The 25,277-nt window shown below is 60.9% G+C and carries 24 protein-coding genes; 18 read left to right on the top strand and 6 right to left on the bottom strand.

Annotated elements, in window-relative coordinates:
• The first annotated feature begins 82 nt into the window (after positions 1–82).
• The 3 genes from KI237_RS27550 to KI237_RS27540 are packed head-to-tail and all read left to right on the top strand — an operon-like array spanning position 83 to position 2,545.
• Entirely contained in the window at positions 83–1,108 is a 1,026-nt protein-coding gene (locus KI237_RS27550; protein WP_212797841.1) for an aminoglycoside phosphotransferase family protein, read from the top strand.
• The gene (gene murU, locus KI237_RS27545; RefSeq protein WP_212797840.1) at positions 1,105–1,776 is read left to right on the top strand and encodes an N-acetylmuramate alpha-1-phosphate uridylyltransferase MurU; all 672 of its coding nucleotides are present in this window, start codon (positions 1,105–1,107) and stop codon (positions 1,774–1,776) included. The genes KI237_RS27550 and murU overlap by 4 nt, the downstream gene beginning before the upstream one ends.
• 1 nt (position 1,777) lies before the next feature.
• Positions 1,778–2,545 (top strand): TerB family tellurite resistance protein, encoded by a 768-nt coding sequence (locus KI237_RS27540; RefSeq protein ID WP_212797839.1) that lies wholly within the window; start codon positions 1,778–1,780, stop codon positions 2,543–2,545.
• Between the two features lie 73 nt (positions 2,546–2,618).
• On the opposite strand, the gene KI237_RS27535 is transcribed toward KI237_RS27540, so the two are convergent.
• Positions 2,619–3,608 carry an alpha/beta hydrolase family protein gene (locus tag KI237_RS27535; RefSeq protein WP_212797838.1) on the bottom strand — a complete coding sequence of 330 codons (990 nt, stop codon included), beginning with the start codon at positions 3,606–3,608 and terminating at the stop codon, positions 2,619–2,621.
• Between the two features lie 74 nt (positions 3,609–3,682).
• Between KI237_RS27535 and KI237_RS27530 the strand changes: the two genes are divergently transcribed.
• From KI237_RS27530 to trpE, 10 genes are all read left to right on the top strand, one after another.
• The gene (locus KI237_RS27530; protein WP_212797837.1) at positions 3,683–6,079 is read left to right on the top strand and encodes a PAS domain-containing sensor histidine kinase; all 2,397 of its coding nucleotides are present in this window, start codon (positions 3,683–3,685) and stop codon (positions 6,077–6,079) included.
• Between the two features lie 190 nt (positions 6,080–6,269).
• Positions 6,270–6,899: a response regulator gene (locus KI237_RS27525; RefSeq protein WP_003206156.1), complete on the top strand. Its 630-nt coding sequence runs from the start codon at positions 6,270–6,272 to the stop codon at positions 6,897–6,899.
• A gap of 346 nt (positions 6,900–7,245) precedes the next feature.
• Positions 7,246–8,370 (top strand): ABC transporter ATP-binding protein, encoded by a 1,125-nt coding sequence (locus KI237_RS27520; protein WP_212797836.1) that lies wholly within the window; start codon positions 7,246–7,248, stop codon positions 8,368–8,370.
• A gap of 49 nt (positions 8,371–8,419) precedes the next feature.
• The gene (locus KI237_RS27515; protein ID WP_212797835.1) at positions 8,420–9,463 is read left to right on the top strand and encodes an ABC transporter substrate-binding protein; all 1,044 of its coding nucleotides are present in this window, start codon (positions 8,420–8,422) and stop codon (positions 9,461–9,463) included.
• 203 nt (positions 9,464–9,666) lie between these two features.
• The gene (locus KI237_RS27510; protein ID WP_212797834.1) at positions 9,667–10,914 is read left to right on the top strand and encodes an ABC transporter permease; all 1,248 of its coding nucleotides are present in this window, start codon (positions 9,667–9,669) and stop codon (positions 10,912–10,914) included.
• A 13-nt stretch (positions 10,915–10,927) separates the two neighbouring features.
• Positions 10,928–11,752: an ABC transporter permease gene (locus KI237_RS27505; RefSeq protein WP_212797833.1), complete on the top strand. Its 825-nt coding sequence runs from the start codon at positions 10,928–10,930 to the stop codon at positions 11,750–11,752.
• A 217-nt stretch (positions 11,753–11,969) separates the two neighbouring features.
• Complete coding sequence (locus KI237_RS27500; protein ID WP_212797832.1) at positions 11,970–13,118, top strand: iron-containing alcohol dehydrogenase; 1,149 nt, start codon at positions 11,970–11,972, stop codon at positions 13,116–13,118.
• Positions 13,119–13,196: 78 nt separating this feature from the next.
• Positions 13,197–13,871 (top strand): ribulose-phosphate 3-epimerase, encoded by a 675-nt coding sequence (gene rpe, locus KI237_RS27495; protein ID WP_058542831.1) that lies wholly within the window; start codon positions 13,197–13,199, stop codon positions 13,869–13,871.
• Positions 13,868–14,686: a phosphoglycolate phosphatase gene (locus KI237_RS27490; RefSeq protein ID WP_212797831.1), complete on the top strand. Its 819-nt coding sequence runs from the start codon at positions 13,868–13,870 to the stop codon at positions 14,684–14,686. The genes rpe and KI237_RS27490 overlap by 4 nt, the downstream gene beginning before the upstream one ends.
• Before the next feature lie 70 nt (positions 14,687–14,756).
• On the top strand, positions 14,757–16,238 hold the full coding sequence (gene trpE / locus KI237_RS27485) for an anthranilate synthase component I (protein WP_212797830.1): 1,482 nt from the start codon (positions 14,757–14,759) through the stop codon (positions 16,236–16,238).
• A 173-nt stretch (positions 16,239–16,411) separates the two neighbouring features.
• Here the strand turns inward: trpE and estP are convergent, their stop codons facing one another.
• On the bottom strand, positions 16,412–18,319 hold the full coding sequence (gene estP / locus KI237_RS27480) for an esterase EstP (protein WP_212797829.1): 1,908 nt from the start codon (positions 18,317–18,319) through the stop codon (positions 16,412–16,414).
• A gap of 411 nt (positions 18,320–18,730) precedes the next feature.
• Between estP and KI237_RS27475 the strand changes: the two genes are divergently transcribed.
• The 4 genes from KI237_RS27475 to KI237_RS27460 are packed head-to-tail and all read left to right on the top strand — an operon-like array spanning position 18,731 to position 21,921.
• Entirely contained in the window at positions 18,731–19,324 is a 594-nt protein-coding gene (locus tag KI237_RS27475; protein WP_212797828.1) for an aminodeoxychorismate/anthranilate synthase component II, read from the top strand.
• A 9-nt stretch (positions 19,325–19,333) separates the two neighbouring features.
• Complete coding sequence (trpD, locus tag KI237_RS27470; protein WP_212797827.1) at positions 19,334–20,383, top strand: anthranilate phosphoribosyltransferase; 1,050 nt, start codon at positions 19,334–19,336, stop codon at positions 20,381–20,383.
• A complete protein-coding gene (gene trpC / locus KI237_RS27465) occupies positions 20,380–21,216 on the top strand; it encodes an indole-3-glycerol phosphate synthase TrpC (protein WP_212797826.1) in 837 nt (278 codons plus the stop codon). Before trpD ends, trpC begins: the two co-directional genes overlap by 4 nt.
• 3 nt (positions 21,217–21,219) lie before the next feature.
• On the top strand, positions 21,220–21,921 hold the full coding sequence (locus KI237_RS27460) for a lipoate--protein ligase family protein (RefSeq protein WP_212797825.1): 702 nt from the start codon (positions 21,220–21,222) through the stop codon (positions 21,919–21,921).
• Here KI237_RS27460 and crp read toward each other — a convergent pair.
• Positions 21,918–22,562 carry a cAMP-activated global transcriptional regulator CRP gene (crp, locus tag KI237_RS27455; protein ID WP_212797824.1) on the bottom strand — a complete coding sequence of 215 codons (645 nt, stop codon included), beginning with the start codon at positions 22,560–22,562 and terminating at the stop codon, positions 21,918–21,920. The two genes, KI237_RS27460 and crp, sit on opposite strands and share 4 nt — an antisense overlap.
• A gap of 235 nt (positions 22,563–22,797) precedes the next feature.
• On the opposite strand from crp, the gene KI237_RS27450 reads away from it, so the two are divergent.
• Positions 22,798–23,220 carry an OsmC family protein gene (locus KI237_RS27450; protein WP_003206127.1) on the top strand — a complete coding sequence of 141 codons (423 nt, stop codon included), beginning with the start codon at positions 22,798–22,800 and terminating at the stop codon, positions 23,218–23,220.
• A 109-nt stretch (positions 23,221–23,329) separates the two neighbouring features.
• On the opposite strand, the gene coq7 is transcribed toward KI237_RS27450, so the two are convergent.
• From coq7 to KI237_RS27435, 3 genes are all read right to left on the bottom strand, one after another.
• The gene (coq7, locus tag KI237_RS27445) at positions 23,330–23,977 is read right to left on the bottom strand and encodes a 2-polyprenyl-3-methyl-6-methoxy-1,4-benzoquinone monooxygenase (RefSeq protein WP_014340488.1); all 648 of its coding nucleotides are present in this window, start codon (positions 23,975–23,977) and stop codon (positions 23,330–23,332) included.
• Between the two features lie 75 nt (positions 23,978–24,052).
• A complete protein-coding gene (locus tag KI237_RS27440; protein ID WP_003206124.1) occupies positions 24,053–24,391 on the bottom strand; it encodes a histidine triad nucleotide-binding protein in 339 nt (112 codons plus the stop codon).
• Positions 24,392–24,473: 82 nt separating this feature from the next.
• Positions 24,474–25,262 (bottom strand): SDR family NAD(P)-dependent oxidoreductase, encoded by a 789-nt coding sequence (locus KI237_RS27435; protein WP_212797823.1) that lies wholly within the window; start codon positions 25,260–25,262, stop codon positions 24,474–24,476.
• Between the last annotated feature and the right edge of the window lie 15 nt (positions 25,263–25,277).

Raw genomic sequence — 25,277 nt, 5'->3', positions numbered from 1 at the left:
CACGCCTCTCGATGGTCTGAAAAAGATGCTGGATAATAAAGCATGACCCGCTTGACGGCTAGCGCCGTCGGAGACCCTTGCAATGCCCGACCAAGATGTACGCTTGCAACACCTGAAAGTTTGGCTCGATGAACAACTGCCGATCCTTTTCACTCAACAGGGCTGGGGCACCGTACCCCCGGCCACGTTGACCGCCGCCAGCAGTGACGCGAGTTTTCGGCGTTATTTCCGCTGGGAAGGCGAGGGTCGCAGTTTGATCGTAATGGATGCGCCACCGCCCCAGGAAAACTGCAAACCCTTCGTGGATATTGCTTTTTTGCTGGCGAAATCCGGCATTAACGTGCCAAAAATTTATGCCGAAGACCTCGAACGCGGCTTTCTTTTGCTCAATGACTTGGGTAACCAGACCTATCTGGACGTGATCAACGGCGAAAATGCCGACGATTTATTCCGCGATGCGCTGCAAGCCTTGCTGGCTTTCCAGCAGCTGCCGATGGTTGCGCCGTTGCCGAGCTACGATGTCGCGTTGCTGCGCCGGGAGCTGGAATTGTTCCCGGAGTGGTACGTCAAGCGCGAGCTGGGTGTCGAATTGAATTCGGCCCAGCAGCAACTCTGGCAGCAGGTCAGCGAGCTGCTGATCGACAGCGCCCTGGCCCAACCCAAAGTGTTGGTGCACCGCGACTACATGCCGCGCAACCTGATGCTCAGTGTGCCGAACCCCGGCGTGCTGGATTTTCAGGATGCGGTCTATGGCCCCGTCACCTACGACGTGACCTGTTTGTTCAAGGACGCCTTTCTCAGTTGGCCCGAGGCGCGTGTGCGCGGTTGGCTGGAGCGTTACTGGCAGCAGGCCGGCGCCCTCGGCATTCCCGTCCAGCCGGATTTCGAGGACTTCCTGCGGGCCAGCGACTTGATGGGCGTGCAGCGCCATCTCAAGGTCATCGGGATCTTCGCGCGCATTTGCCATCGTGACGGCAAGCCACGCTACCTCGGCGATGTGCCGCGTTTCTTTGCTTATATAGAAGCGGTCATTGCTCGTCGTCCGGAACTGGCACCGCTCGATGAACTGCTGGGCAGCCTGCGGCCATCGGCCGGAGCAACGGCATGAAGGCGATGATCCTGGCGGCGGGCAAGGGCGAACGCATGCGGCCCTTGACCCTGACCACGCCAAAGCCGTTGATTCGCGTCGGTGGTGTTCCCTTGATCGAATACCACTTGCGGGCGCTGGCCAGGGCCGGGTTCACCGAGATCGTGATCAATCATGCCTGGCTCGGCCAGCAGATCGAAGATCACCTGGGGGACGGTTCACGGTTTGGCGTGAACATTGGGTTTTCGCCCGAAGGCGAGCCGCTGGAAACCGGCGGTGGAATCTTCCGGGCCTTGCCGCTGCTGGGCGATGAAGCGTTTGTGGTGGTGAATGGCGATGTCTGGACCGACTACGATTTCAGCGCTTTGCGCCGGCCGCTCGAAGGGTTGGCGCACCTGGTGCTTGTCGACAATCCCGAGCATCACCCGAACGGCGATTTCATCCTCGCCGACGGAAAGGTTCACGATGGGCAAACACCTGCCGACAACCTGACCTATAGCGGCATTGCAGTCCTGCACCCGCGGTTATTCGATGGTTGCACAGGCGGTGCGTTCAAGCTCGCACCGCTGTTGCGCGCGGCCATGGCCGAGGGGCGCGTCAGTGGCGAGCACCTCAAAGGGCACTGGGTCGATGTCGGCACCCATGAACGTTTGGCGCAGGTCGAAACCTTGATAGAAGCGAGCGGTTGATATGTGGTGGCCAGGGACTCTGATTGGAGCCGGGGCGGGCTTTGCCATAGCCAGCATCCCGGGGGCCATGCTTGGAGCTTTGTTGGGACAAGCGCTGGATCGGCGCCTGAACCTGCAGGGCTGGGCGCAGGTACGTGAGCGCCTGGGCGGACGCCCGGCGCTGCGCAACGATGAGTTGTTGTTTGTATTGCTGGGGCGGCTGGCGAAAAGTGATGGGCGTGTGGTTGATGGCCACATCCAGCAGGCTCGCCAGGAGATGCGTGCACTGGACTTGAGTGAACCGGCGCAACGCCGGGCGATCGCGGCATTCAACCGGGGCAAGACCGGAAACGATCGCTTGCGCGGTTACATGCGCCGCCTGGCCGTCCAGCCTTATGCTGCTGAAGGGGTATTGCGCGCGTGTTGGCGGATGGTCTGGGCCGATGGGCGTGCCGGTGTCAGCGAGCGAGAACTGGTGACCCAGTGGGGGCGCTGGTTGGGCTGGACACCGCAACAGGTCCAGGCGCTGGCGGCTGACTACGAGCCGCAGAAACTGTCGCGGCCCAACAGCGGCGTGACCTATCAAGAGGCGCTGCGCTTGCTGGGGGTTTCGGCCACCAGCGAACCGTCACAGATCAAGCGCGCTTACCGACGCCTGCTCAGTCGTCATCATCCGGACAAGATTGCCGGTAGCGGAGCAACGCCCTTGCAGGTGCGTGAAGCCACCGACAAAACCCGGGAGCTGCATAACGCCTATCGGTTGATTCGGGAACGACGGGATTTTCGCTAGCTTGCGCAGGAGCAGTTGTGGCGGGGATAAATCCCCTCGCCATAACAGAGCTTCACTCAAGCAGGCGTGCGCCTTACTCCCCTACCTTCTGCGGGTTCAACCAACCCCGAACCCGACGAAACAATTGCTCCTGGTCCGCCGACACATTGGGCAACGCCTTGAGCGCGACTTGGCTGAAGGTCGAGCCTTTCAAGCGTTTGCTCGCCTGCAAGCGCTCCAGCGCCGCGTTGCGCTCCAGTGGCTTGTCCATGTAGAAAATGTCGACGGTCGCCAGTTTCAAGGTCGAGGTCAGTTCGACCAGGGCCGGCTTGGCGGTAGTCGGGGGCTGGGCGGCCACCATCACGAAGCGCTCGACCTGCGAGGGCTGCTTTTCACTCAGGTAACGCGCCGCCCAATAGGCGCCAGTGCCATGGCCCAGCAGCACAATGCGGCGTGCGCTTTGCTGTTCGGCGTAGGTCAGCGCGGCATCGATGCGGGCGAAGATGCGCTCGGCGTCGGCCTTGGCGTGTTCTTCATCGGTTTGGGCAACGACTGGATCTGCCGCATCGGCTTCGCCGCCTGCGACCTGTTCGATCGGCGCCGCCGTGGTGGCGTCCGGTGCGGCGGCGGTGTCGGACGGGTTGGTCTCGGGCGGTGCTTGCACCACGCGCGGTGCAATGACGTCGCTTTGCAGGTCCGGCAGGGTGATACTCAGGCTGCTCCATTCGACATCGGGCAACTTTTTGCGCAAAGGGCCGATAACTTGAGGCCAGTCAGCTGTTTCGCCAGCGCCGGGGATTATGATGACCGCGCCCCTGGGATCGCCGGTATTGGCCGGTTTCCACAGCGCCAGGAAGGCGTCGCTGCCGGTCTGTAACTGTTGTTGTTCCTGGATCGGGACTTTTCGTTCAAGTGCGGTCGCTTCTTCCTGGCTACGCTCGAGCAAGGGTTGGCGCTCGACGGGTTTCTCCTCGGCAGGTTGCTGCGCGGCGGGCGCCGTTTCGCCGGCCTGTACGGAAAAGGCACTTGGCAGGATCAGCGACAGGCACAATGCTGGCAACGCCAGGCGATAAACAGAGGGCATCGGATATTCCATGACCAGAAGTATTTCCGGCAGCCTAATGGGTTGGTCAGTATTTGTCAGTGCATGAGACTTCGATGATGCGTTTTTGCTGCCTGTGGGTTATCGGCTGTTTATGGCTTCCCTTGATGGCGTGGGCCGCGCCCGCGCCGTCGGCGCAGGGGGTGCAATTGGATGCAGGGCAACGCCAGTGGTTGGTGCAACATCCGCAATGGCGAGTCGGCCTGGTATTGCAGGCGCCCTATGCCCAATATGATCGGCGCCTGCAGCGTTTGTCCGGCACTAACGTCGAGTTGATGCAATGGCTGGGCAAGGCGTTGAACGTCGAACTCACCTGGCGCAATTTCCAGGACCTGGCACAACTGGAAGCAGCGGTGCGCGCCGGCGAGGTGGACGTTGCTCCGGGCCTGACCCAATCCCCGGGCGGGCTCAAGCTCTGGCAGTTTTCCGATCCCTATATGCGCGTGCCGCAATTGATCGTCGGCGCGCAGAAGGGGACGGAAGGGGTGGAGTTGGAAAAACTCGACACCCAGGCCCGGGTCGCGGTGCGCATGCCCAGTGCCACGGCCGATTACCTGCGCAGCAACTATCCAATGCTGAATTTGCAAGGCGTGCCAATGGAGCGTGAGGCCCTGCAATTGCTGCTGACCCAGCAGGCCCGATACGCGGTGGTCGACGAGGCGCAGTTGGGGCGGTTGATGGTCGAGCCCGAATTCGCCGAGCTGGCGGTGGTGGGCGACATCGGCCTGCCGCAGTTGCTGCGGGTTGCCACGCGCCGGGACTGGCCGGAACTGGCCGAGATCATCGACAGCGGGTTGCAGGCGATCCCGGCCAAGGAGCTGGAGCAACTGCACAGCCGTTGGCTCAAGCCAAAATATCCACGCCTGACCGAGACCCCAGGCTTCTGGCAGAACTTGACCCTATTGATTCTGGCTCTGCTGCTCAGCAGCGTCGCCATCGTGTTCTGGCAGCGCCGCCAGCAACGCGCACTGGAGCGCCGCCTGCGTGCCGCGAGGGAGGACATTGCCCAGCGTACTGCCAGCGAAGAAGCCTTGCGCCTGACGCAGTTTTCCATCGATCAAAGTACGGTCGGCATCCTCTGGGTCAATTGGGACAGCCACGTGCGTTACGCCAACCGAGCGGCTGAAATCATGCTCGGCTATGCCTCGGGCGCCATCATTGACCGCCCCTTGATCGACTTCGAGCCGGGCTTGCACATGGATCGCTGGCTGAACCTGTGGAAGCGCGCCCGGGCCAGTGAAGAGGGGCCGCAGAGTTTCGAAACCGAATGCGTGCGAGCCGATGGCAGCATCTTGCCGGCTGACGTTTCCCTGAGCTTCCTGCGTTTTCGCGACGCCGAATACCTGGTGGTCTATCTCAACGACGTGACCGAACGCCGACGTGCATTGGCGGCGCTGCGAGAAAGCGAAGCGCGGTTGCAAGGCATCGCCGCCAACGTGCCAGGCCTGGTCTTTCGCCTCGAGCGAGCGCCGGTGACCGGCCAGATCGACTTTGCCTACATCAGCGAAGGCAGCGAAAGCCTGGTGGGCTATTCCCCCGCCACCCTGGCCCGCAGCGACACCGGGCTGCGCAGCCTGGTGCACCCGGACGACAAGGCCGGTTACCACCGTACCCAGGACCAGGCGCTGGACACCGACAGCGACTGGTCATGGCAGGGCCGCATCCTGACCCGCGAAGGCCAGGAGCGTTGGGCCGAGATCAAGGCGATCACCCGTCGTCTCGAAGATGGCGCCTATGTCTGGGACGGAATCGTCTGGGACATCACCGAAAGCAAGCGTATCGAACTGGAACTGGCCAGCTCCCGGGAACAGTTGCGCGAGTTGTCGGCGCACCTGGAAAGCGTGCGGGAAGAGGAGAAGGCGCGCATTGCCCGGGAAGTTCACGACGAGCTGGGTCAGATGCTGACGGTGTTGAAGCTAGAAACATCCATGTGTGAATTGGCCTACGCGCAACTCGACCCGGGCCTGCATGAGCGGCTTAACAGCATGAAGCGCCTGATTGCCCAGTTGTTCCAGCTGGTGCGGGACGTGGCGACGGCGCTGCGCCCGCCGATCCTGGATGCTGGCATTGCCTCGGCGATCGAATGGCAGGCGCGGCGTTTCGAGGCGCGTACGCAGATCCCATGCCTGGTGCAGGTGCCGGACAACCTGCCAGCGCTGAGCGATGCCAAGGCCATCGGCCTGTTCCGGATTCTCCAGGAAGCACTGACCAACGTGATGCGCCATGCCCAAGCGCATACTGTAGAGCTGACGCTGGTTCAGGAGGGCGACGAATTGTGTCTGACGGTCAGCGACGACGGTGTAGGATTTATCGCCGATACGGGGCGGCCAACTTCCTTTGGCCTGGTCGGCATGCGTGAGCGGGTGTTGATCATGGGCGGGCAGTTGTCCCTGGAAAGCGAGCCGGGGGAGGGGACGACCCTGGCGGTGCGAGTGCCGTTGCATGAGGCCTGATGGGGTGGGTTGCCTGGGCGGGGCCAATCGCGAGCAAGCTCGCTCCCACATTTATTGCGGCGTGTTCATTACCGATCCAGTGTGGGAGCGAGCTTGCTCGCGATAGCGGTGGGTCTGCTGGCAAGGATGTCGAGCGTAAAGTTGCCATTGCGAGCCTGCTCGCGATGAAATCCTGAATCTGGAGAACAACGTGATCCGTGTACTGGTAGCCGAAGACCACACCATCGTCCGCGAAGGCATCAAACAGTTGATCGGCCTGGCCAAGGATCTGGTGGTAGTGGGGGAGGCGAGCAATGGCGAACAGTTGCTCGAAACCTTGCGCCACGTGCCCTGCGAGGTGGTGCTGCTGGACATTTCCATGCCGGGCGTCAACGGCTTGGAGGCGATCCCACGGATCCGGGCGCTGAACAATCCGCCGGCCATCCTGGTGCTGTCGATGCATGACGAAGCGCAAATGGCCGCCCGCGCCCTGAAGGTCGGCGCCGCCGGCTACGCGACCAAGGACAGCGACCCGGCCCTGTTGCTCATGGCGATTCGCAAGGTCGCGGCTGGCGGTCGCTACATCGACCCGGACCTGGCCGACCGGATGGTCTTTGAAGTCGGCCTGACCGACACGCGACCGTTGCACTCGCTGCTGTCCGAGCGTGAATTCTCAGTCTTCGAGCGCCTGGCCCAGGGTGCCAACGTCAACGACATCGCCCAGCAACTGGCCCTGAGCAGCAAGACCATCAGTACCCACAAGGCACGGCTGATGCAGAAGCTCAACATCACCTCATTGGCGGAACTGGTGAAGTACGCGATGGAGCACAAGCTGCTCTAACGTCCGCGATTTCCCCTCGTGGGAGCGAGCTTGCTCGCGATAGCGGCGGCACATTCAATCTTGATGTCGGCTGACACTGCGCAATCGCGAGCAAGCTCGCTCCCACAGGGTTCTGTGTCGGCATATCCATTTGCGACACACTCCAACAGCGTTTTTCGCCCCTGCTTGCTGCTTGCGGCTTGAGACTCGCCACCGCATTTACCCAATCCCGCCATCCCTGTAGGGCAATCCCTACCCCGACTCTTCCATCTGGCTGAGGTGATTCTCTCCTGCGCCCCGATTTGCGCGTGCCCCAGGGTCCACTAGGCTTGATTCACAAGCAGTCATCAATACAAAAGGTGCGGGTATGAGCCAGGTCGATTCAAGCGCGGGGGCCAGTGATGTGCTGGTCAGCTTTCGTGGTGTGCAAAAGAGCTACGACGGCGAGAACCTGATCGTCAAAGACCTCAACCTGGATATTCGCAAAGGCGAATTCCTGACCCTGCTCGGGCCTTCCGGCTCCGGCAAGACCACCAGCCTGATGATGCTCGCCGGGTTTGAGACCCCAACCGCTGGTGAGATCCTGCTGGCCGGGCGCTCGATCAACAATGTGCCACCGCACAAGCGCGACATCGGCATGGTGTTCCAGAACTACGCCTTGTTCCCTCACATGACTGTCGCCGAGAACCTGGCGTTCCCACTGACCGTGCGTGGCTTGAACAAGAGCGACGTGAGTGATCGGGTCAAACGCGTCTTGAGCATGGTCCAGCTGGACAGCTTCGCCCAACGCTATCCGGCGCAATTGTCCGGCGGCCAGCAACAACGGGTGGCCTTGGCCCGGGCGTTGGTATTCGAGCCGCAGCTGGTGCTGATGGATGAGCCCCTTGGTGCGCTGGACAAGCAATTGCGCGAACACATGCAGATGGAAATCAAACACCTGCACCAGCGCCTGGGTGTAACGGTGGTCTACGTGACCCATGACCAGGGCGAAGCCCTGACCATGTCCGACCGCGTGGCAGTGTTCCATCAGGGCGAGATTCAACAGATCGCCCCGCCGCGCACGCTCTATGAGGAGCCCAAGAATACTTTCGTCGCCAATTTCATCGGCGAGAACAATCGCCTCAATGGTCGCCTGCACAGCCAGACCGGCGACCGCTGCCTGGTGGAGCTGGGACGTGGCGAGAAGGTCGAGGCCCTGGCGGTGAACGTCGGCCAGCCCGGCGAGCCGGTGACCCTGTCGATCCGTCCGGAGCGGGTGAGCCTCAACGGCGTCAGCGAACAATGTGTCAACCGCTTCTCAGGGAGGGTGGCGGAATTCATCTATCTGGGCGACCACGTCCGGGTTCGCCTGGAAGTCTGCGGCAAGACCGACTTCTTCGTGAAACAGCCGATTGCCGAGCTCGATCCCGCGCTCGCCGTCGGGGACGTGGTTCCGCTTGGCTGGCAAGTCGAGCATGTGCGTGCGCTCGATCCCCTTCTAGAGGCGAATTGATCGCCCCCTGCTGTACCAACACCAACCCTGCACGTGGAGAGAACAATAAATGTTGAGATCCCTGAAGTTCACAGCCCTGACACTGGGCATGATGGGTGCGGCTAGCGCGATGGCGGCGGGCCCGGACCTGACCGTGGTGTCTTTCGGTGGGGCGAACAAGGCGGCTCAGGTCAAAGCCTTCTACGCACCGTGGGAAACGGCCGGCAATGGCAAGATCGTGGCTGGCGAGTACAACGGCGAAATGGCCAAGGTCAAGGCCATGGTCGACACCAAGAGCGTTTCCTGGGATTTGGTGGAAGTCGAGTCCCCGGAATTGTCCCGTGGTTGTGACGAAGACATGTTCGAGCAACTCGATCCGGCCCTGTTCGGCAAGGCCGAAGACTACGTCAAGGGTGCTATCCAGCCGTGCGGCGTAGGCTTCTTCGTGTGGTCGACCGTGCTGGCCTACAACGCCGACAAACTGAAGACCGCGCCGACCAGTTGGGCCGACTTCTGGGACACCAAGCAATTCCCGGGCAAACGCGGCCTGCGCAAGGGCGCCAAGTACACCTTGGAATTCGCCCTGATGGCCGATGGCGTAGCGCCGAAAGACGTCTACAAAGTGCTGGCCGGCAAAGATGGCCAGGACCGTGCGTTCAAGAAGCTCGATGAGCTCAAGCCGAATATCCAGTGGTGGGAAGCTGGCGCCCAGCCACCTCAGTACCTGGCTTCCGGTGACGTGGTCATGAGCTCGGCCTACAACGGCCGGATCGCCGCGGTACAGAAAGAAAGCAACCTGAAAGTGGTATGGAACGGCGGCATCTACGACTTCGACGCCTGGGCCATCCCACGTGGCCTGGACAAGACCCGCGCCGAAGCTGCGAAGAAATTCATCGCCTTCTCGGTGGCGCCGCAGCAGCAGAAGACCTACTCGGAAAACATCGCCTACGGTCCGGCCAATACCCAGGCTGTACCGTTGCTGGCCAAGGATGTCCTGAAGGACATGCCGACCACCCCGGAAAACATCGCCAACCAAGTGCAGATCGACGTCAGCTTCTGGGCTGACAACGGTGAGCAACTGGAGCAGCGCTTCAACTCCTGGGCGGCCAAGTAACCCAACGGTCTGAAACCCGATGAGATCCATGTGGGAGCGAGCTTGCTCGCGATAGCGGTCTGTCAGGCACATCAATCTTGAATGTGCCGCAGCCATCGCGAGCGAGCTCGCTCCCACAGGTTCTTTCATCGACCCGGGTGTTTCAAAAGAACAGAGGCGGCCCGCCGCCCCTGTAACGATCAAAAAGATTTGCGGAGTTCGCCATGGCCATCGCCGTTCCACTGAACGCGGGCACCAGCCCCACCCTCAAGCAACGGCTCAAGCACGCCGAGCGGATCAACCGCTGGAAGGCCCAGGCCTTGATCGCGCCGCTGGTGCTGTTTCTGTTGCTGGTGTTCCTGGTGCCGATCGTGGCGCTGCTGTTCAAAAGCGTCAGCAACCCGGAAGTGGTGGGCGCGATGCCGCGTACTGTCGCCGCCGTCGCTGCCTGGGACGGACGTGGTTTGCCGGGCGAGCCAGTGTACAAGGCTGCCAGCGAAGACCTGGCCGAAGCCCGCAAGAATCAGACCCTGGGCGACTTGTCCAAGCGCCTGAACATGGAACTGGCCGGCTATCGCAGCCTGCTGACCAAGACCGCTCGGGCGTTGCCGTTTGCCAGCGAGCCGGCTTCCTATAAAGAAGCCTTGGAAAACCTCGATGAGCGTTGGGGCGACCCGGCGTACTGGCAGGTGATCCGCCGCAACACCAGCAACGTCACCCCGTATTACCTGCTGGCGGCCGTCGATCACCGCATCGATGACCTCGGCGAACTGGCCACGGCCACCCCTGACCAGTCGATCTACCTCGACATCTTTGCCCGGACCTTCTGGATGGGCCTGGTGATCACCGCGATCTGCCTGGTGCTGGCCTATCCGTTGGCCTACCTGCTGGCGAACCTGCCTTCGCGCCAGAGCAACCTGCTGATGATCCTGGTGCTGCTGCCGTTCTGGACCTCGATCCTGGTGCGGGTGGCGGCGTGGATCGTGCTGCTGCAATCGGGCGGCTTGATCAATAGCGCCCTGATGGCCATGGGCGTCATCGATAAACCCCTGGAGCTGGTGTTCAATCGCACCGGTGTCTACATCTCCATGGTCCATATCCTGCTGCCGTTCATGATCCTGCCGATCTACAGCGTGATGAAGGGTATTTCGCCCACCTACATGCGTGCGGCGATTTCCCTGGGCTGTCATCCGTTCGCCAGTTTCTGGCGGGTGTACTTCCCGCAGACCTATGCCGGTGTCGGTGCCGGTTGCCTGTTGGTGTTCATCCTTGCCATCGGCTACTACATCACGCCGGCGCTGCTGGGCAGCCCGAACGATCAGATGGTCAGCTACTTCGTCGCGTTCTACACCAACACCAGCATCAACTGGGGCATGGCCACGGCGCTCGGCGGGCTGCTGTTGCTGGCGACCATCGTGCTTTATCTGATTTACAGCTGGCTGGTGGGCGCCAGTCGCCTGCGCCTGAGCTAAGGGGAGATCGAAAATGGTGAGTCCTTACATGTCCCCCGTCGAGCGGGTGTGGTTCTACTGCTTGCGCACACTCTGCGGGCTGATTCTGTTGTTCCTGATCCTGCCGGTGCTGGTGATCATTCCACTGTCGTTCAACTCCGGCAGTTTCCTGGTGTACCCACTGCAAGGCTTTTCACTGCAGTGGTACCACGATTTCTTCGCCTCGGCCGAATGGATGCGAGCGCTGAAGAACAGCATCATCGTGGCCCCGGCGGCGACGTTGCTGGCGATGGTCTTCGGTACGCTCGCGGCCATCGGCCTGACCCGTGGCGACTTCCCAGGCAAGGCGTTGGTGATGGCCCTGGTGATTTCGCCCATGGTGGTGCCGGTGGTGATTATTGGCGTGGCCAGCTACCTGTTTTTCGCACCGCTGGGGATGGGCAACAGCTTCTTCTCGTTGATCGTGGTCCACGCCGTGCTGGGTGTACCGTTCGTGATCATCACGGTGTCGGCGACCCTGCAGGGGTTCAACCACAACCTGGTTCGGGCAGCCGCCAGCCTTGGGGCTTCGCCACTGACGGCGTTTCGTCGGGTGACCCTGCCGTTGATCGCCCCGGGCGTGATCTCCGGTGCACTGTTCGCCTTCGCGACGTCGTTCGATGAAGTGGTGGTGACCCTGTTCCTGGCCGGCCCCGAGCAGGCAACCTTGCCTCGGCAGATGTTCAGCGGCATCCGCGAAAACCTCAGCCCCACCATCGCGGCGGCGGCGACGTTGTTGATCGCCTTCTCGGTGATCCTGTTGCTGACTCTGGAGTGGTTGCGTGGGCGCAGCGAGAAGCTGCGTACTACTCAAGTCTGACGGCCAGAGCTGTACCCTGTGGGAGCGAACCTGCTCGCGATAGCGCCGCAACATCCGGCATTGATGTTGCCTGACATACCGCTATCGCGAGCAAGCTCGCTCCCACAAGTGGGCTTATCCACCGGTTCCTTCATCGCATTCACGAGCTGAATGGCAGACAACCCCCAATACCGAGCTATCCTTGTGCCAGCCCATACTCGAACAAGAGGCCGCGCACATGAGTCTTTCCTCATTCAAGATCGCCCATAAACTGATCACCGGTGCCGCTGCCATCGAGCAACTGGCCGCGGAATTGACGCGTCTGGACGTCGACAACCCGCTGATCGTGACCGATGCGGCGTTGGTCAAGTCCGGCACCGTGGAACTGGCCCTGCAACATCTGGGCGGACGGGACTACGAGATTTTCGACCGGGTCATGCCGGACCCGGAAATCGCCATTGTCGAAGACTGCATGCAAGCCTATCGCGACGGTGGTCACGACGGCCTGATCGGTCTCGGCGGCGGCAGTGCCATCGACATCGCCAAGTGCGTGGGGGTCTATGCCGGTTATCACGGCGAGCTGCAAGACATGTTCGGTGTCGATCAGGTACCGCGCAAAGGCCCGCCCATGATTGCCATCCCCACCACGGCGGGTACCGGTTCGGAAGTCACCAACGTGGCGATCCTCTCCGACAAGGCCGCACAGCTGAAAAAAGGCATCGTCAGCGATTACCTGTTGCCGGACGTGGCGCTGGTCAGTCCGCAGATGACCCTCACCTGCCCGCGTAGCGTAACGGCTGCCAGTGGTGTCGATGCGCTGGTACATGCCATCGAGGCCTACCTGTCGCTCAATGCTTCGCCAATTACCGATGCGCTGGCCATCGGCGCAATCAAGCTGATAACCCCTGCGCTGCCCAAGGCCTATGCCAACCCGTCTCATCTGCAGGCCCGTGAGGACATGGCCACGGCCAGCCTGATGGCCGGCATGGCATTCGGCAATGCCGGCGTCGGGGCCGTGCACGCGCTGGCCTATCCGTTGGGCGGGCGTTTCCACATATCCCACGGCGTTGCCAATGCGCTGTTGCTGCCCTATGTCATGGCGTGGAACAAGATGGCCTGTGTCGAGCGCATGCGCGACATCGCCGAGGCCATGGGCCTCAAGACCGCCCACCTGAGCGATCTTGAGGCTGCCGACGAAGCCGTGGAGGCGATGGTGGCATTGTGCGCCGCGGTGCAAATCCCTAATGGCCTGAGTAGCCTGGGCGTGACCGCGGATGTTATCCCTGCCATGGCGATGGAGGCTGCCGGGATCGAGCGTTTGATGCGCAACAATCCGCGCCAACTGAGCGCCGCCGATATCGAGAAGATCTACCGCGCGGCGTATTGATCGACTGTCACGGTGGGCGCGCCAAATCTTGAGGTATACAATGCGCGCCATCGTGATTTCGCTCAAAACAGGTGCGTCATGCAGCCCTTCGCTATTGCTCCGTCGATTCTCTCCGCTGACTTCGCCCGCCTGGGCGAGGAAGTGGACAACGTTCTGGCCGCCGGGGCCGACATCGTGCACTTCGATGTCATGGACAACCACTACGTGCCCAACCTGACCATTGGCCCGATGGTCTGCGCGGCGCTGCGCAAGTACGGTGTCACCGCGCCGATCGACGCGCACCTGATGGTCAGCCCGGTGGACCGCATCGTCGGCGACTTCATTGAAGCCGGCGCCACCTACATCACTTTCCACCCGGAAGCCACGCTGCACATCGACCGTTCCCTGCAGTTGATCCGTGAAGGAGGTTGCAAGGCAGGCCTGGTGTTCAACCCCGCCACGCCCCTGGACGTGCTCAAGTACGTGATGGACAAGGTCGACATGATCCTGCTCATGAGCGTCAACCCGGGTTTTGGTGGGCAGAAATTCATCCCGGGCACGCTCGACAAGCTGCGCGAAGCCCGTGCGCTGATCGACGCCTCGGGTCGTGATATCCGCCTGGAAATCGACGGTGGCGTGAACGTGAACAACATCCGTGAAATCGCCGCGGCCGGCGCCGATACGTTCGTCGCGGGTTCGGCGATCTTCAACGCGCCGGATTACAAAGAGGTGATCGCAAAAATGCGCGCCGAACTGGCCCTGGCGCGCCCATGAGCGGCTTCGAGCAGCTGTTCCCCGGCAGCTTGCCGCGTCTGGTGATGTTCGACCTTGATGGCACATTGGTCGATTCGGTCCCGGACCTCGCGGTGGCGGTGGACACGATGCTGCTCGAGCTTGGCCGCCCGCCTGCCGGCCTCGATTCGGTACGCCACTGGGTCGGCAACGGCGCGCCGATGCTGGTGCGCCGGGCCCTGGCCAATGACATCGATGCCCAAGGTGTCGATGATGCCGAGTTCGAGCGGGCGTTGGAGTTGTTCAATAAAGCCTACGAAGACAATCACCAACTGACGGTGGTCTACCCTGGCGTGCGTTCCACCCTCAAGTGGCTGAAAAAGCAGGGCGTGGAAATGGCGCTGATTACCAACAAGCCTGAGCGTTTCGTCGCGCCCTTGTTGGACCAGATGAAAATCGGCCGTTATTTCCGCTGGATCATCGGCGGCGACACCTTGCCACAGAAAAAGCCCGATCCGGCCGCGCTGTTCTTCGTGATGAAAATGGCCAACATCCCGGCCTCACAATCCTTGTTCGTCGGCGACTCGCGCAGCGATGTGCTGGCGGCCAAGGCAGCAGGGGTCAAGTGCGTGGGGCTGAGTTACGGCTACAACCACGGCCGACCGATCGCCGAAGAGTTTCCGACGCTGGTGATCGACGATTTGCGCCTGTTAATTCCCGGTTGCCTGGACCCGGCCGCTGAGATAACGTTGCCCGACGCTGTTCAATCCTCTCCTGGAAACGCCATCGTGGTGGTCACTCGCAAACTCTGGATGAAAGTCATCAAGGCCCTGGCCCGCTGGCGTTGGCGCGCCTGACGTGATCCTGGCCGGTTATCCGGCGCGTTTGCATACCTGACTGTCAGCTCCTCTTGCCACGAGGCACCCCATGAACCGCGAAGAATTCCTGCGTCTAGCCGCTGCCGGCTACAACCGCATCCCCCTTGCCTGTGAAACCCTGGCCGACTTCGACACGCCGCTGTCGATCTACCTCAAGTTGGCCGACCAGCCCAACTCCTACTTGCTCGAATCGGTGCAAGGCGGCGAGAAATGGGGCCGTTATTCCATTATCGGCCTGCCGTGCCGCACCGTGCTGCGGGTCCATGATCATCGCATCAGCGTGACCCATGACGGCGTCGAAATCGAAAGCCTCGAAGTCGAAGACCCGCTGGCCTTCGTCGAAACGTTCAAGGCCCGCTACAACGTGCCGACCATTGCCGGCCTGCCGCGCTTCAACGGCGGCCTGGTGGGGTACTTCGGCTACGATTGCGTGCGCTACGTGGAGAAACGCCTCGGCACGTGCCCGAACCCTGATCCGCTGGGCGTGCCAGACATCCTGCTGATGGTGTCCGACGCGGTCGTCGTCTTCGACAACCTCGCCGGCAAGATGCACGCTATCGTGCTGGCCGATCCGTCCCAGGAAGATGCCTACGAGCAGGGTCAACAAAGCCTGCAAGCACTGTTGGAAAAGTTACGTCAGCCGATCGCCCCACGTCCCGGCCTGGACTTCAGCAAGCAGTCGGCGGCCGATCCGGTGTTCCGCTCCAGTTTCACCCAGGACGATTACGAACGGGCCGTCGATACCATCAAGGAGTACATCCTGGCGGGTGACTGCATGCAGGTCGTGCCATCGCAGCGGATGTCCATCGATTTCAAGGCGGCGCCCATCGATCTCTACCGGGCGTTGCGCTGTTTCAACCCGACACCCTACATGTACTTCTTCAACTTCGGCGATTTCCACGTCGTGGGCAGTTCGCCGGAAGTGCTGGTGCGGGTAGAAGACAACCTCATCACGGTGCGGCCGATCGCCGGCACTCGCCCACGTGGGGCTACGGAAGAGGCCGACCGGGCGCTGGAAGAGGACCTGCTGTCGGATGACAAGGAAATCGCCGAGCACCTGATGCTGATTGACCTTGGGCGCAACGACACCGGGCGGGTCTCGGAAATCGGTTCGGTGAAGCTCACCGAGAAGATGATCATCGAGCGCTATTCCAACGTGATGCACATCGTCTCCAACGTCACCGGCCAGTTGAAGGCCGGGCTGACGGCGATGGACGCCTTGCGGGCGATCCTGCCGGCGGGCACCTTGTCCGGCGCGCCGAAAATCCGCGCTATGGAAATCATCGACGAGCTGGAACCGGTCAAGCGGGGCGTGTACGGCGGGGCCGTGGGTTACTTCGCCTGGAACGGCAACATGGACACCGCCATTGCCATTCGCACCGCAGTGATCAAGAACGGTGAACTGCACGTGCAGGCCGGCGGCGGTATCGTCGCCGACTCGGTGCCGGCACTGGAGTGGGAAGAAACCCTGAACAAGCGCCGGGCGATGTTCCGCGCGGTGGCGCTGGCCGAGCAGACTTCGAACGACTGAAAACCCTTCAACAACTGTGGGGAAGCGAACAAGTTCGCTCCCCCACAGGTCTTTCAAGCAACTCGATCAGTGTGTGGGAGCGAGCTTGCTCGCGATGAGGCCGTCATATTCAACCCACCAGTTGACTGACAGTCCGCTATCGCGAGCAAGCTCGCTTCCGCAGGTTTTCACGGTCAGAAATCCAGGCTGACCCCCAAGCTCACCCCCTGCTGGGTGGAGTCATCATCCTTGCGCAATGTATAGCCGCCCCGCAGCGCCAAGTCGTTGGTCAACTTGTGGCTGACCCCCAGGCTCAGGCGATTCAGGTGGCTCTGTGGCGTGTAGCCTTCCAGCGTGAAGTCGTTGGCCGGCAGGCTGTTGAGGGCGATGTTCACCTTCTGCGTGTCGTCTTCATACTCACGTTCGTGGGCATATTCGCCAAACACCTGGGTCTGCCGGGTGATGTTGTATTTGCCCTGCAAGCCGATGCCCAGGCGCTTCGAGTCACGAGTCTGGTCGTCGAAGGTCAGGGCCGTGGAACGGTTGCCCTTCTCGGAATAGCCGTCGACCTCCACCTTCGCGTAGTCGGCGCTGATAAACGGTGACAAGTGCCATTCGCTGCCCGGTTGGGCGATGTCATAGCCCAACCGGGTGCTGAATGCCCACAGGTGACCGTCGGTGTCGCCTTTTTCCTGCGCTTGGTTGACGCCCAGGTCGAACTTGCGCTTCAGGCTGTCGTAGTCGAGCTTGCCGCCGGTCAGTGCCGCATCGGCCCACCAGCGATTCTGCTGGAACTGGGCGAAGGCGGTCGCCAGGTAGCTGTTGAGCTTGTAGTCCGAATCGTTATGGCCCGCTTCCATGTCCTGACGGTAGAGGCCAGCGGCGACGCCCACGCGCCAGGCCTCATTGAGGCGATAGCTGCCGCCGATGTTCAGGCTGTAGCCGCTGCCGTCGGCGCTGGCGCCGCTGTCCTGGCTGTCGATATCCAGGTGCTGGCCACCGCCGGCGACGATGGCGCGCCACTGGCCGACCGCCTGCCAGTTCTCCCAGTCCGATTGCCATTGGCTGCGCAGTTCGTCCTGGTGGGCGCGCAGGGTCGAATGAGCCATTTCCGGCAACAACGTCAGTTCCCAAGGTGCCGCGAGCAGGGAATAGGCGTAGTCGGCGATCAGTTTTTGCCCTGTCTCGGTGGGATGGACCGAGTCGTTGTAGATCAGCTTGGTGGGATCAGGCGTGGCGCTGTTGATACCGTAGGTGGGGTTTTCCGTGCAGCCGTTGCCGCTGAAGCAAGTCGCGGTGAGGTTCTCACCGGTGGCGAGGCCAAATCTTGCCGGGTCGGCGAAGCTTTCCTTCAGCAAAAGCGGAATGTTCAATGGAATGATTTCAGCGTCGATGCCTTGCAGTCGCGTGACCAGCTGTTGGTTGAACTGGTTGCCCAGTTGCGAAAAGGCGTCTTGCAACGGACCACCGTTGAGGGCCGGGGTCAGGCCCAGATCGGGCAGCAACCAGACCATCACGTAACGGGCACCGGCCGTTTGCAGCACCTGGACGCTATCGGCCAGGCGGTCCGCGGCGGCGTTCGCCTGCTCGGGGGTCAGCACCCGACCTTGTAGGAAGTCGTTGCCACCACCGGAAAGGTAATACAGCGCATTCGGATCGGCGCGCAGGCCATTGGATTGCAGGTAGCCGGGACGGCTGCGATCACCGGTGTCGGACACGCCGGTAATCGACTCGAGGATCTGGTCGGTACGATAACCACCCACCGCCCAGTTGTTGCCGTCCGCCAGCCCCTCGCTGGCGCGGACCGCCGAAGTGGAGGCGGCGGTCTCGTCGGCGGAATAACCCAGGCGCCCACCGAGCAACTGGGTGGAGTTGGCGGAGTAGGCCTCGCCGCTGCCGTCGGTGTAGATCGGACCGGTTCGGTTGGTATAGCGCTCGGTCGAGCCGGGCGGACCATTCGGGTCGGCGAACTGGCCAGCGTCGTTGAGGCTGTCACCGAACACGATGAACTTGGAATAAGGGTTGGGGGCGGCGCTTGCCTGGGCGCAGGCCATCGCCAGCAGGCAACTGGCAATCGGTACGAACAACGTCTTCTTGATCATGGGAAAGTCCGTTTTTATCTTATTTTTGTTAGAAAACGAAACGACAGTACCAAAAACTTTCGGCGTTTTGCCATCTATCTGGAACGTCGCGATTGTTTCAAAGCCCTTCGGGGTCGGTCATATTGCGTGCTCCGCCCAGCTAAGCTACTGTGCCGGGACGTATGAACGAGACTTTTCCTGTGTCGATTGTCAGCAAACTTCTGGATCAAATGATCAAGGCACACGCCCGCTGGCGTTGGCGCGCCTGAACATTCTCCGCCGGCCTCGCCGGACCTGTACCGATTTGCCTTCTTTACCCGCTTGTAGAGCCGCTTCGCAGGGGCATCACTTGCCTCGCCAAGCGCAGCAGCGCGCGGGTCACTCTCTGAAGGCTGTATTTAAAGTCAGTGAATTCAATAGGTTGCTTACGCCATGTTGCTGATGATCGATAACTACGACTCTTTTACCTACAACGTTGTGCAGTACCTCGGCGAGCTGGGCTCCGAGGTCAAGGTCGTGCGCAACGACGAATTGACCATCGCCGAAATCGAAGCCCTCAAGCCTGAGCGCATCGTGGTTTCACCCGGCCCGTGCACGCCGACCGAAGCAGGCATTTCCATCGACGCCATCAAGTATTTCGCTGGCAAGCTGCCGATCCTGGGTGTCTGCCTGGGGCATCAGTCGATCGGCCAGGCGTTCGGCGGTGACGTCGTGCGCGCCCGACAAGTCATGCACGGTAAGACTAGCCCGGTATTTCACCAGGACAAGGGTGTGTTCGAGGGGCTCAATCATCCGCTTACCGTAACCCGCTACCATTCCCTGGTGGTCAAGCGCGAAACGCTGCCCGACTGCCTGGAGTTGACGGCCTGGACCCAGCTTGAAGACGGCTCGGTCGATGAAATTATGGGGCTGCGCCACAAGACGTTGAATATCGAGGGTGTGCAATTCCACCCCGAGTCTATTCTCACCGAACAGGGCCACGAACTGTTCGCCAACTTTCTCAAGCAAACCGGCGGCACGCGCTAAGGACTTTTCATGGATATCAAGACAGCCCTGAGCCGTATCGTCGGCCATCTCGACCTGAGCACCGACGAGATGCGCGACGTGATGCGCGAAATCATGACCGGCCAATGCACGGATGCGCAGATCGGCGCGTTCATGATGGCCATGCGCATGAAGAGCGAGAGCATCGATGAAATCGTCGGTGCGGTTTCGGCGATGCGTGAGCTGGCGGACAAGGTCGAGCTCAAGACGCTGGATGGCGTGGTTGATGTGGTCGGCACCGGTGGTGATGGCGCCAATATCTTTAACGTTTCCACGGCTTCGTCGTTTGTCGTCGCGGCGGCCGGTTGCACCGTTGCCAAACACGGCAATCGGGCAGTCTCCGGCAAGAGCGGCAGTGCCGATCTGCTGGAGGCAGCCGGCATTTACCTGAACCTGACGCCGATCCAGGTGGCACGCTGCATCGATAACGTCGGCATCGGTTTCATGTTTGCCCAGACCCACCATAGCGCCATGAAACACGCCGCCGCGCCGCGCCGCGAGTTGGGGCTGCGTACGTTGTTCAACATGCTCGGCCCGCTTACGAATCCGGCCGGCGTGAAACATCAGGTAGTCGGTGTGTTCAGCCAGGCGTTGTGCCGGCCATTGGCTGAAGTCTTGCAACGCCTGGGCAGCAAGCACGTGCTGGTGGTCCATTCCAAGGATGGGCTGGATGAATTCAGCCTGGCGGCGCCGACATTCGTGGCCGAACTAAAAAATGATCAGATCAGCGAGTATTGGGTCGAACCTGAAGACCTCGGCATGAAGAGCCAGAGCCTGCACGGCCTGGCGGTCGACGGTCCGACCCAATCGCTGGAGTTGATCCGCGATGCATTGGGGCGTCGCAAGACCGAGAATGGCCAGAAGGCCGCTGAGATGATCGTGCTCAATGCCGGTGCTGCGTTGTACGCCGCCGACCACGCCAGCAGCCTCAAGCAAGGCGTGGAACTGGCCCATGATGCGCTGCACACTGGCCTTGCCAGGGAAAAGCTCGAAGAGCTGGGTGCATTTACCGCCGTATTCAAAGTGGAGAACGAAGGATGAGCGTGCCAACGGTTCTGGAAAACATTCTGGCTCGCAAGGTCCAGGAAGTGGCCGAGCGTAGCGCCCGGGTCAGTCTGGCCGAGCTGGAAAGCCTGGCGCGTTCAGCGGATGCGCCGCGCGGCTTTGCCCAGGCCTTGATCAATCAGGCCAAGAAAAAACAGCCGGCGGTGATTGCCGAAATCAAGAAGGCGTCCCCCAGCAAAGGCGTTATTCGTGAGCACTTCGTCCCGGCCGAGATCGCGCGAAGCTACGAGAAGGGCGGTGCTACCTGCCTCTCGGTGCTGACCGATGTCGACTTTTTTCAAGGGGCCGATGACTACCTGAAACAGGCGCGGGCGGCCTGCAAGCTGCCAGTGATCCGTAAGGATTTCATGATCGACCCGTACCAGATCGTCGAGGCGCGCGCGCTGGGCGCCGATTGCGTGCTGTTGATCGTTTCCGCCTTGGACGACGTGAAAATGGCCGAGCTGGCGGCCGTTGCCAAAAGCGTCGGGCTGGATGTCCTGGTGGAAGTCCACGACGGTGACGAGTTGGAACGAGCCCTGAAAACCCTCGATACCAAACTGGTCGGCGTGAACAATCGCAACCTGCACACTTTCGAAGTGAGCCTGGAAACCACCTTGGACCTGTTGCCGCGCATTCCGCGCGATCGCCTGGTCATCACCGAAAGCGGCATCCTCAACCGAGCCGATGTCGAGCTGATGGAAGTCAGCGATGTGTATTCGTTCCTGGTGGGCGAAGCGTTCATGCGGGCCGAGAACCCGGGTGCGGAATTGCAGCGACTGTTCTTTCCTGAACGAGGCCTGCCGGTGAGCGGCTCGACGCTGGACTGATCCATGTCGCCTGTGATTTCCCTGACCGTCGAAGCTGGCCTGCAAGCCGAACAGGATCTGTTGGCTAGCATTTGCGCCGGCGACGCCGAGTTCGGCCTGTTGTTCTGGCAGCCAAATGATCGTGCGCTGGTCATGCCGCGCCGCTTGAGTCGCCTGGCGGGGTTCGAACACGCCTGTGACGTATCGGCTGCCCATGGCTGGCCGGTCCTGTTGCGCGAGACCGGTGGTGAACCGGTGCCGCAGTCAGCCGCTACCGTGAATATCGCCCTGGTCTACGCGCCACCGCGCAGCGAAGGCGACCACGGACGTATCGAGACCGGGTACCGCCGCTTGTGCGATCCCATCTGCCAACTGCTGGATGAACTGGGCGGGGTGGCTTCGCTGGGAGAAGTGGAGGGGGCTTTTTGTGACGGGCGTTTCAACGTCAACCTCGACGGCCGGAAAATGGTCGGCACCGCTCAGCGCTGGCGCCAGAGCAAGGGTGGTCAACGCCCGGTGGGGCTGGTTCATGGCGCGCTTTTGCTGGAGAACGAGCGCGAGTCCATGGTCGCGGCAGTCAATCGCTTCAATGAGGCCTGTGGCCTGGAGCAGCGAGTGCGTGCCGAGAGCCATATTGCCCTGCATGAAAAATTCCCGGCACCTCACGCGCTGGAGCGGCTCGACGCTTTGTACCGGGAGCTGCTGACCAATCTGCTGAGCGCCTAACGCGTTCCGAACACCACCATGGTCTTGCCTTTGACGCTGACCAGGTTGCGCTCTTCCAGATCCTTGAGAACGCGACCGACCATTTCACGCGAGCAACCGACAATCCGACCAATTTCTTGGCGGGTCACCTTGATCTGCATGCCGTCCGGGTGGGTCATGGCATCGGGCTGCTTGCACAGCTCCAACAGACAACGTGCGACACGTCCGGTGACGTCGAAAAATGCGAGATCGCCGACCTTGCGGGTGGTATTGCGCAGGCGCTGTGCGATTTGGCCGCTGAGGACGTAAAGAATGTCCGGGTCTTGCAGGGACAGTTCTCGGAATTTGGCGTAGCTGATTTCCGCAACTTCACATTCAATCTTGGTCCGCACCCAGGCACTGCGCTCCTGTTCCTTGCCCGCCTGTTCGAACAACCCCAGTTCGCCGAAAAAATCTCCGGAATTGAGGTAGGCGATGATCATTTCCCGACCGTCGTCATCTTCTATAAGGATAGTGACCGAGCCCTTGATGATGAAAAACAGCGTGTCGGAACGATCTCCCGCACAAATGATGTTGTGTTTGGCCGGATAGCGGCGGCGCTGACAATGCATCAAGAGTTTGTCGAGATTCTTGATCCTGAACGTGGGAGTAATGGCAACCATGGTTGTATCCCGCAAGACTGCGCTGTGTGGTGGTTTGGTTTTTTTATAAGGGCGAATAGCTATCGCTAAAAGCTGGCCATGCGCCAGCGAATTCGCGCCAGCTTAACAGAGGCGTCCCTAATTGATTTGAGAATTTACCTACACGCTGGCAGGTCAGGTCTCCTAAGACGCAGGGACGTCATGTCGGAGCGCTGTGCTAAGCTGGCGACCCTTTTTTAACAGTGGAGTCTTGGCGATGAAGGCACGCATCCAATGGGCTGGCGAAGCCATGTTCCTCGGTGAGTCAGGCAGTGGTCATGTGGTCGTCATGGACGGCCCGCCAGAGGCCGGTGGGCGGAACCTGGGTGTTCGGCCGATGGAAATGCTCCTGCTGGGCGTAGGCGGTTGCAGCAATTTTGACGTGGTCAGCATTCTTAAAAAGTCCCGCCAGGCCGTCGAAAGCTGCGAAGCCTTCCTGGAGGCAGAGCGCGCCACTGAAGATCCCAAAGTGTTTACCAAGATCCACATGCACTTCGTGGTGAAGGGGCGAGCCCTGAAGGAAGCCCAAGTCAAGCGTGCCATTGAGCTCTCCGCCGAGAAGTACTGCTCGGCTTCGATCATGCTTGGCGCCGCCGGGGTCGAAATCACCCACGATTATGAAATCATCGAGTTGGGTTGAGTCGATAGCCGACGGGCCGTATTGATGTTTCGGATAAAAAAGGCGACTCCCCTGAGGGAATCGCCTTTTCAATTTCCGTGGGAATGAGCTATTCAGTCCCCAATTGCCGTCAAATCCGATAAGTGCTCTTGGTCATGACCTTGGCCAGCAGGCTCATGCCGAACTTCACCGGGGCCGGAAAACGGAAGCCACCGGCCTCAAGCGCACTCTCGGCATGGTGTTCCTCGTCCACACGCATCTGCTCGAGGATCGCCCGGGATTTTTCATCCTCGGCCGGCAGTTGTTCGAGGTGTTCATTCAAATGCTTGCACACTTGATGCTCGGTCGCGGCGACGAAGCCGAGGCTGACTTTGTCGCTGATCAGCCCGGCAACGGCGCCGATCCCGAATGACATCCCATAGAACAGCGGGTTCAGGACGCTGGTATGGCTGCCCAACTGGCGAATCCGTTGTTCGCACCAGACCAAATGGTCGATTTCTTCCTCGGCGGCATGCTCCATTGCCTCACGCACTTGCGGTAGCTTCGCTGTCAGCGCCTGTCCCTGATACAGCGCCTGGGCACAGACTTCGCCGGTGTGGTTGATACGCATCAGTCCGGCGACGTGGCGGGTTTGCTCGTCACTCAGTTGCGCGTCCGGCTGCACGATAGCCGGTGATGGGCGGTACGGCTGACCACTGAAGGGCAGCAGCGTGCGCATCGCGGTATCGGCTTGCAGCAACAGACGGTCAATCGGCGAGTAGTGACGTTGGGTAGTCATGCTTACCTCCGGGAAAAATCACAGCGGCCAGTTTAACCCAATCGACCGCCGAAGATTTGCGTTGGGTCAGGGGTATCAGCCCGGTGGCCAGTTCATCTGGCGCTGCCCCAGCACATGCATATGAATGTGATAGACCGTTTGCCCACCCAGTTCATTGCAATTCATCACCACGCGAAAACCTTCTTCACAGCCCAATTCAAGCGCCAGGCGCTGGGCAGTGAACAAAATGTGTCCAGCCAGGCCTTTGTCTTCCTCGGCCAGGTCGTTGAGAGTGCGGATCGGTTTTTTCGGTATGACCAAAAAATGTACAGGCGCCTGCGGGGCGATGTCGTGGAAGGCCAATACCTGGTCATCCTCGTAAATGATCTTCGCCGGGATTTCCCGGTTGATGATCTTGGTAAACAGAGTATCCACAGCTGTTTTCTCCGTTGGGTTCGTCGAGGGCGGGTGTCTTGAAGGCTACCGTTGAGGCGCCTGGTTGTTCAACTTGAAGGGATCAGCGCGGGCAGTAAGCCTTGTTGATCATGCCGGCGATGGTTCGGACCAGCCATCGCGACCCTAGTCGCGGCAGTGCGGCCAGCCAGCGGTTGCGGCGTCCGGGAATGATGATGGCGCGGTTGCGGTCCAGCGCGCGCACGGCGTACAGGGCCACCTCTTCCGGGCTCATCAGCAACTTGCTGTCGATGAGTTTCTGTTCGTCCATCTGCGCCCTGGAAAAGAAGCCGGTCCGGGTCGGGCCAGGGCAAAGCACCGAGACCTTGATCGCGCATTTCTTCAACTCGACCCGCAGGGCTTCGGAGAAGTGCAGCACATAGGCCTTGCTGGCGTAATAGGTACTCATCCAGGGGCCGGGTCGGAACGCGGCGATAGAGGCGACATTGAGGATCTGGCCGCCGCCAAGCAGTGCCATGCTGTTGCCGATAGCATGACAAAGCCGTGTCAGGGCGAGGATGTTGACTTCGATCAGGTCCTGCTCGGTCATCCAGTCCTGGCCCAGGAACGGCCCGCTGGTGCCGATGCCTGCGCAATTGACCAACAGGTCGATCTGCCGCTCACCTTCCTCCAGCTCCAGGAGAAAGCCTGAAAGCCTCAGCGGTTCTCCGAGGTCGCAGGCCCGGAACAACACCTCTACGCCAAACCGCTGAGTCAGTTCGATTGCAATACTTTCCAACCGATCGCGCTGTCGAGCCACCAGTATCAGGTTGCGGCCGCGCCGTGCAAGCGCTTCAGCCATGGCCAGGCCAATGCCGCTGGAAGCGCCAGTGATCAGTGCGTAACGGGTCATGCAGTTCTCCATAGC

The sequence above is a fragment of the Pseudomonas sp. St316 genome, assembly GCF_018325905.1.
Lineage (GTDB): Bacteria > Pseudomonadota > Gammaproteobacteria > Pseudomonadales > Pseudomonadaceae > Aquipseudomonas.
The sequence above is the reverse complement of the archived record's forward strand: the minus strand, read 5'-3'. Positions and strand labels throughout refer to the sequence as shown.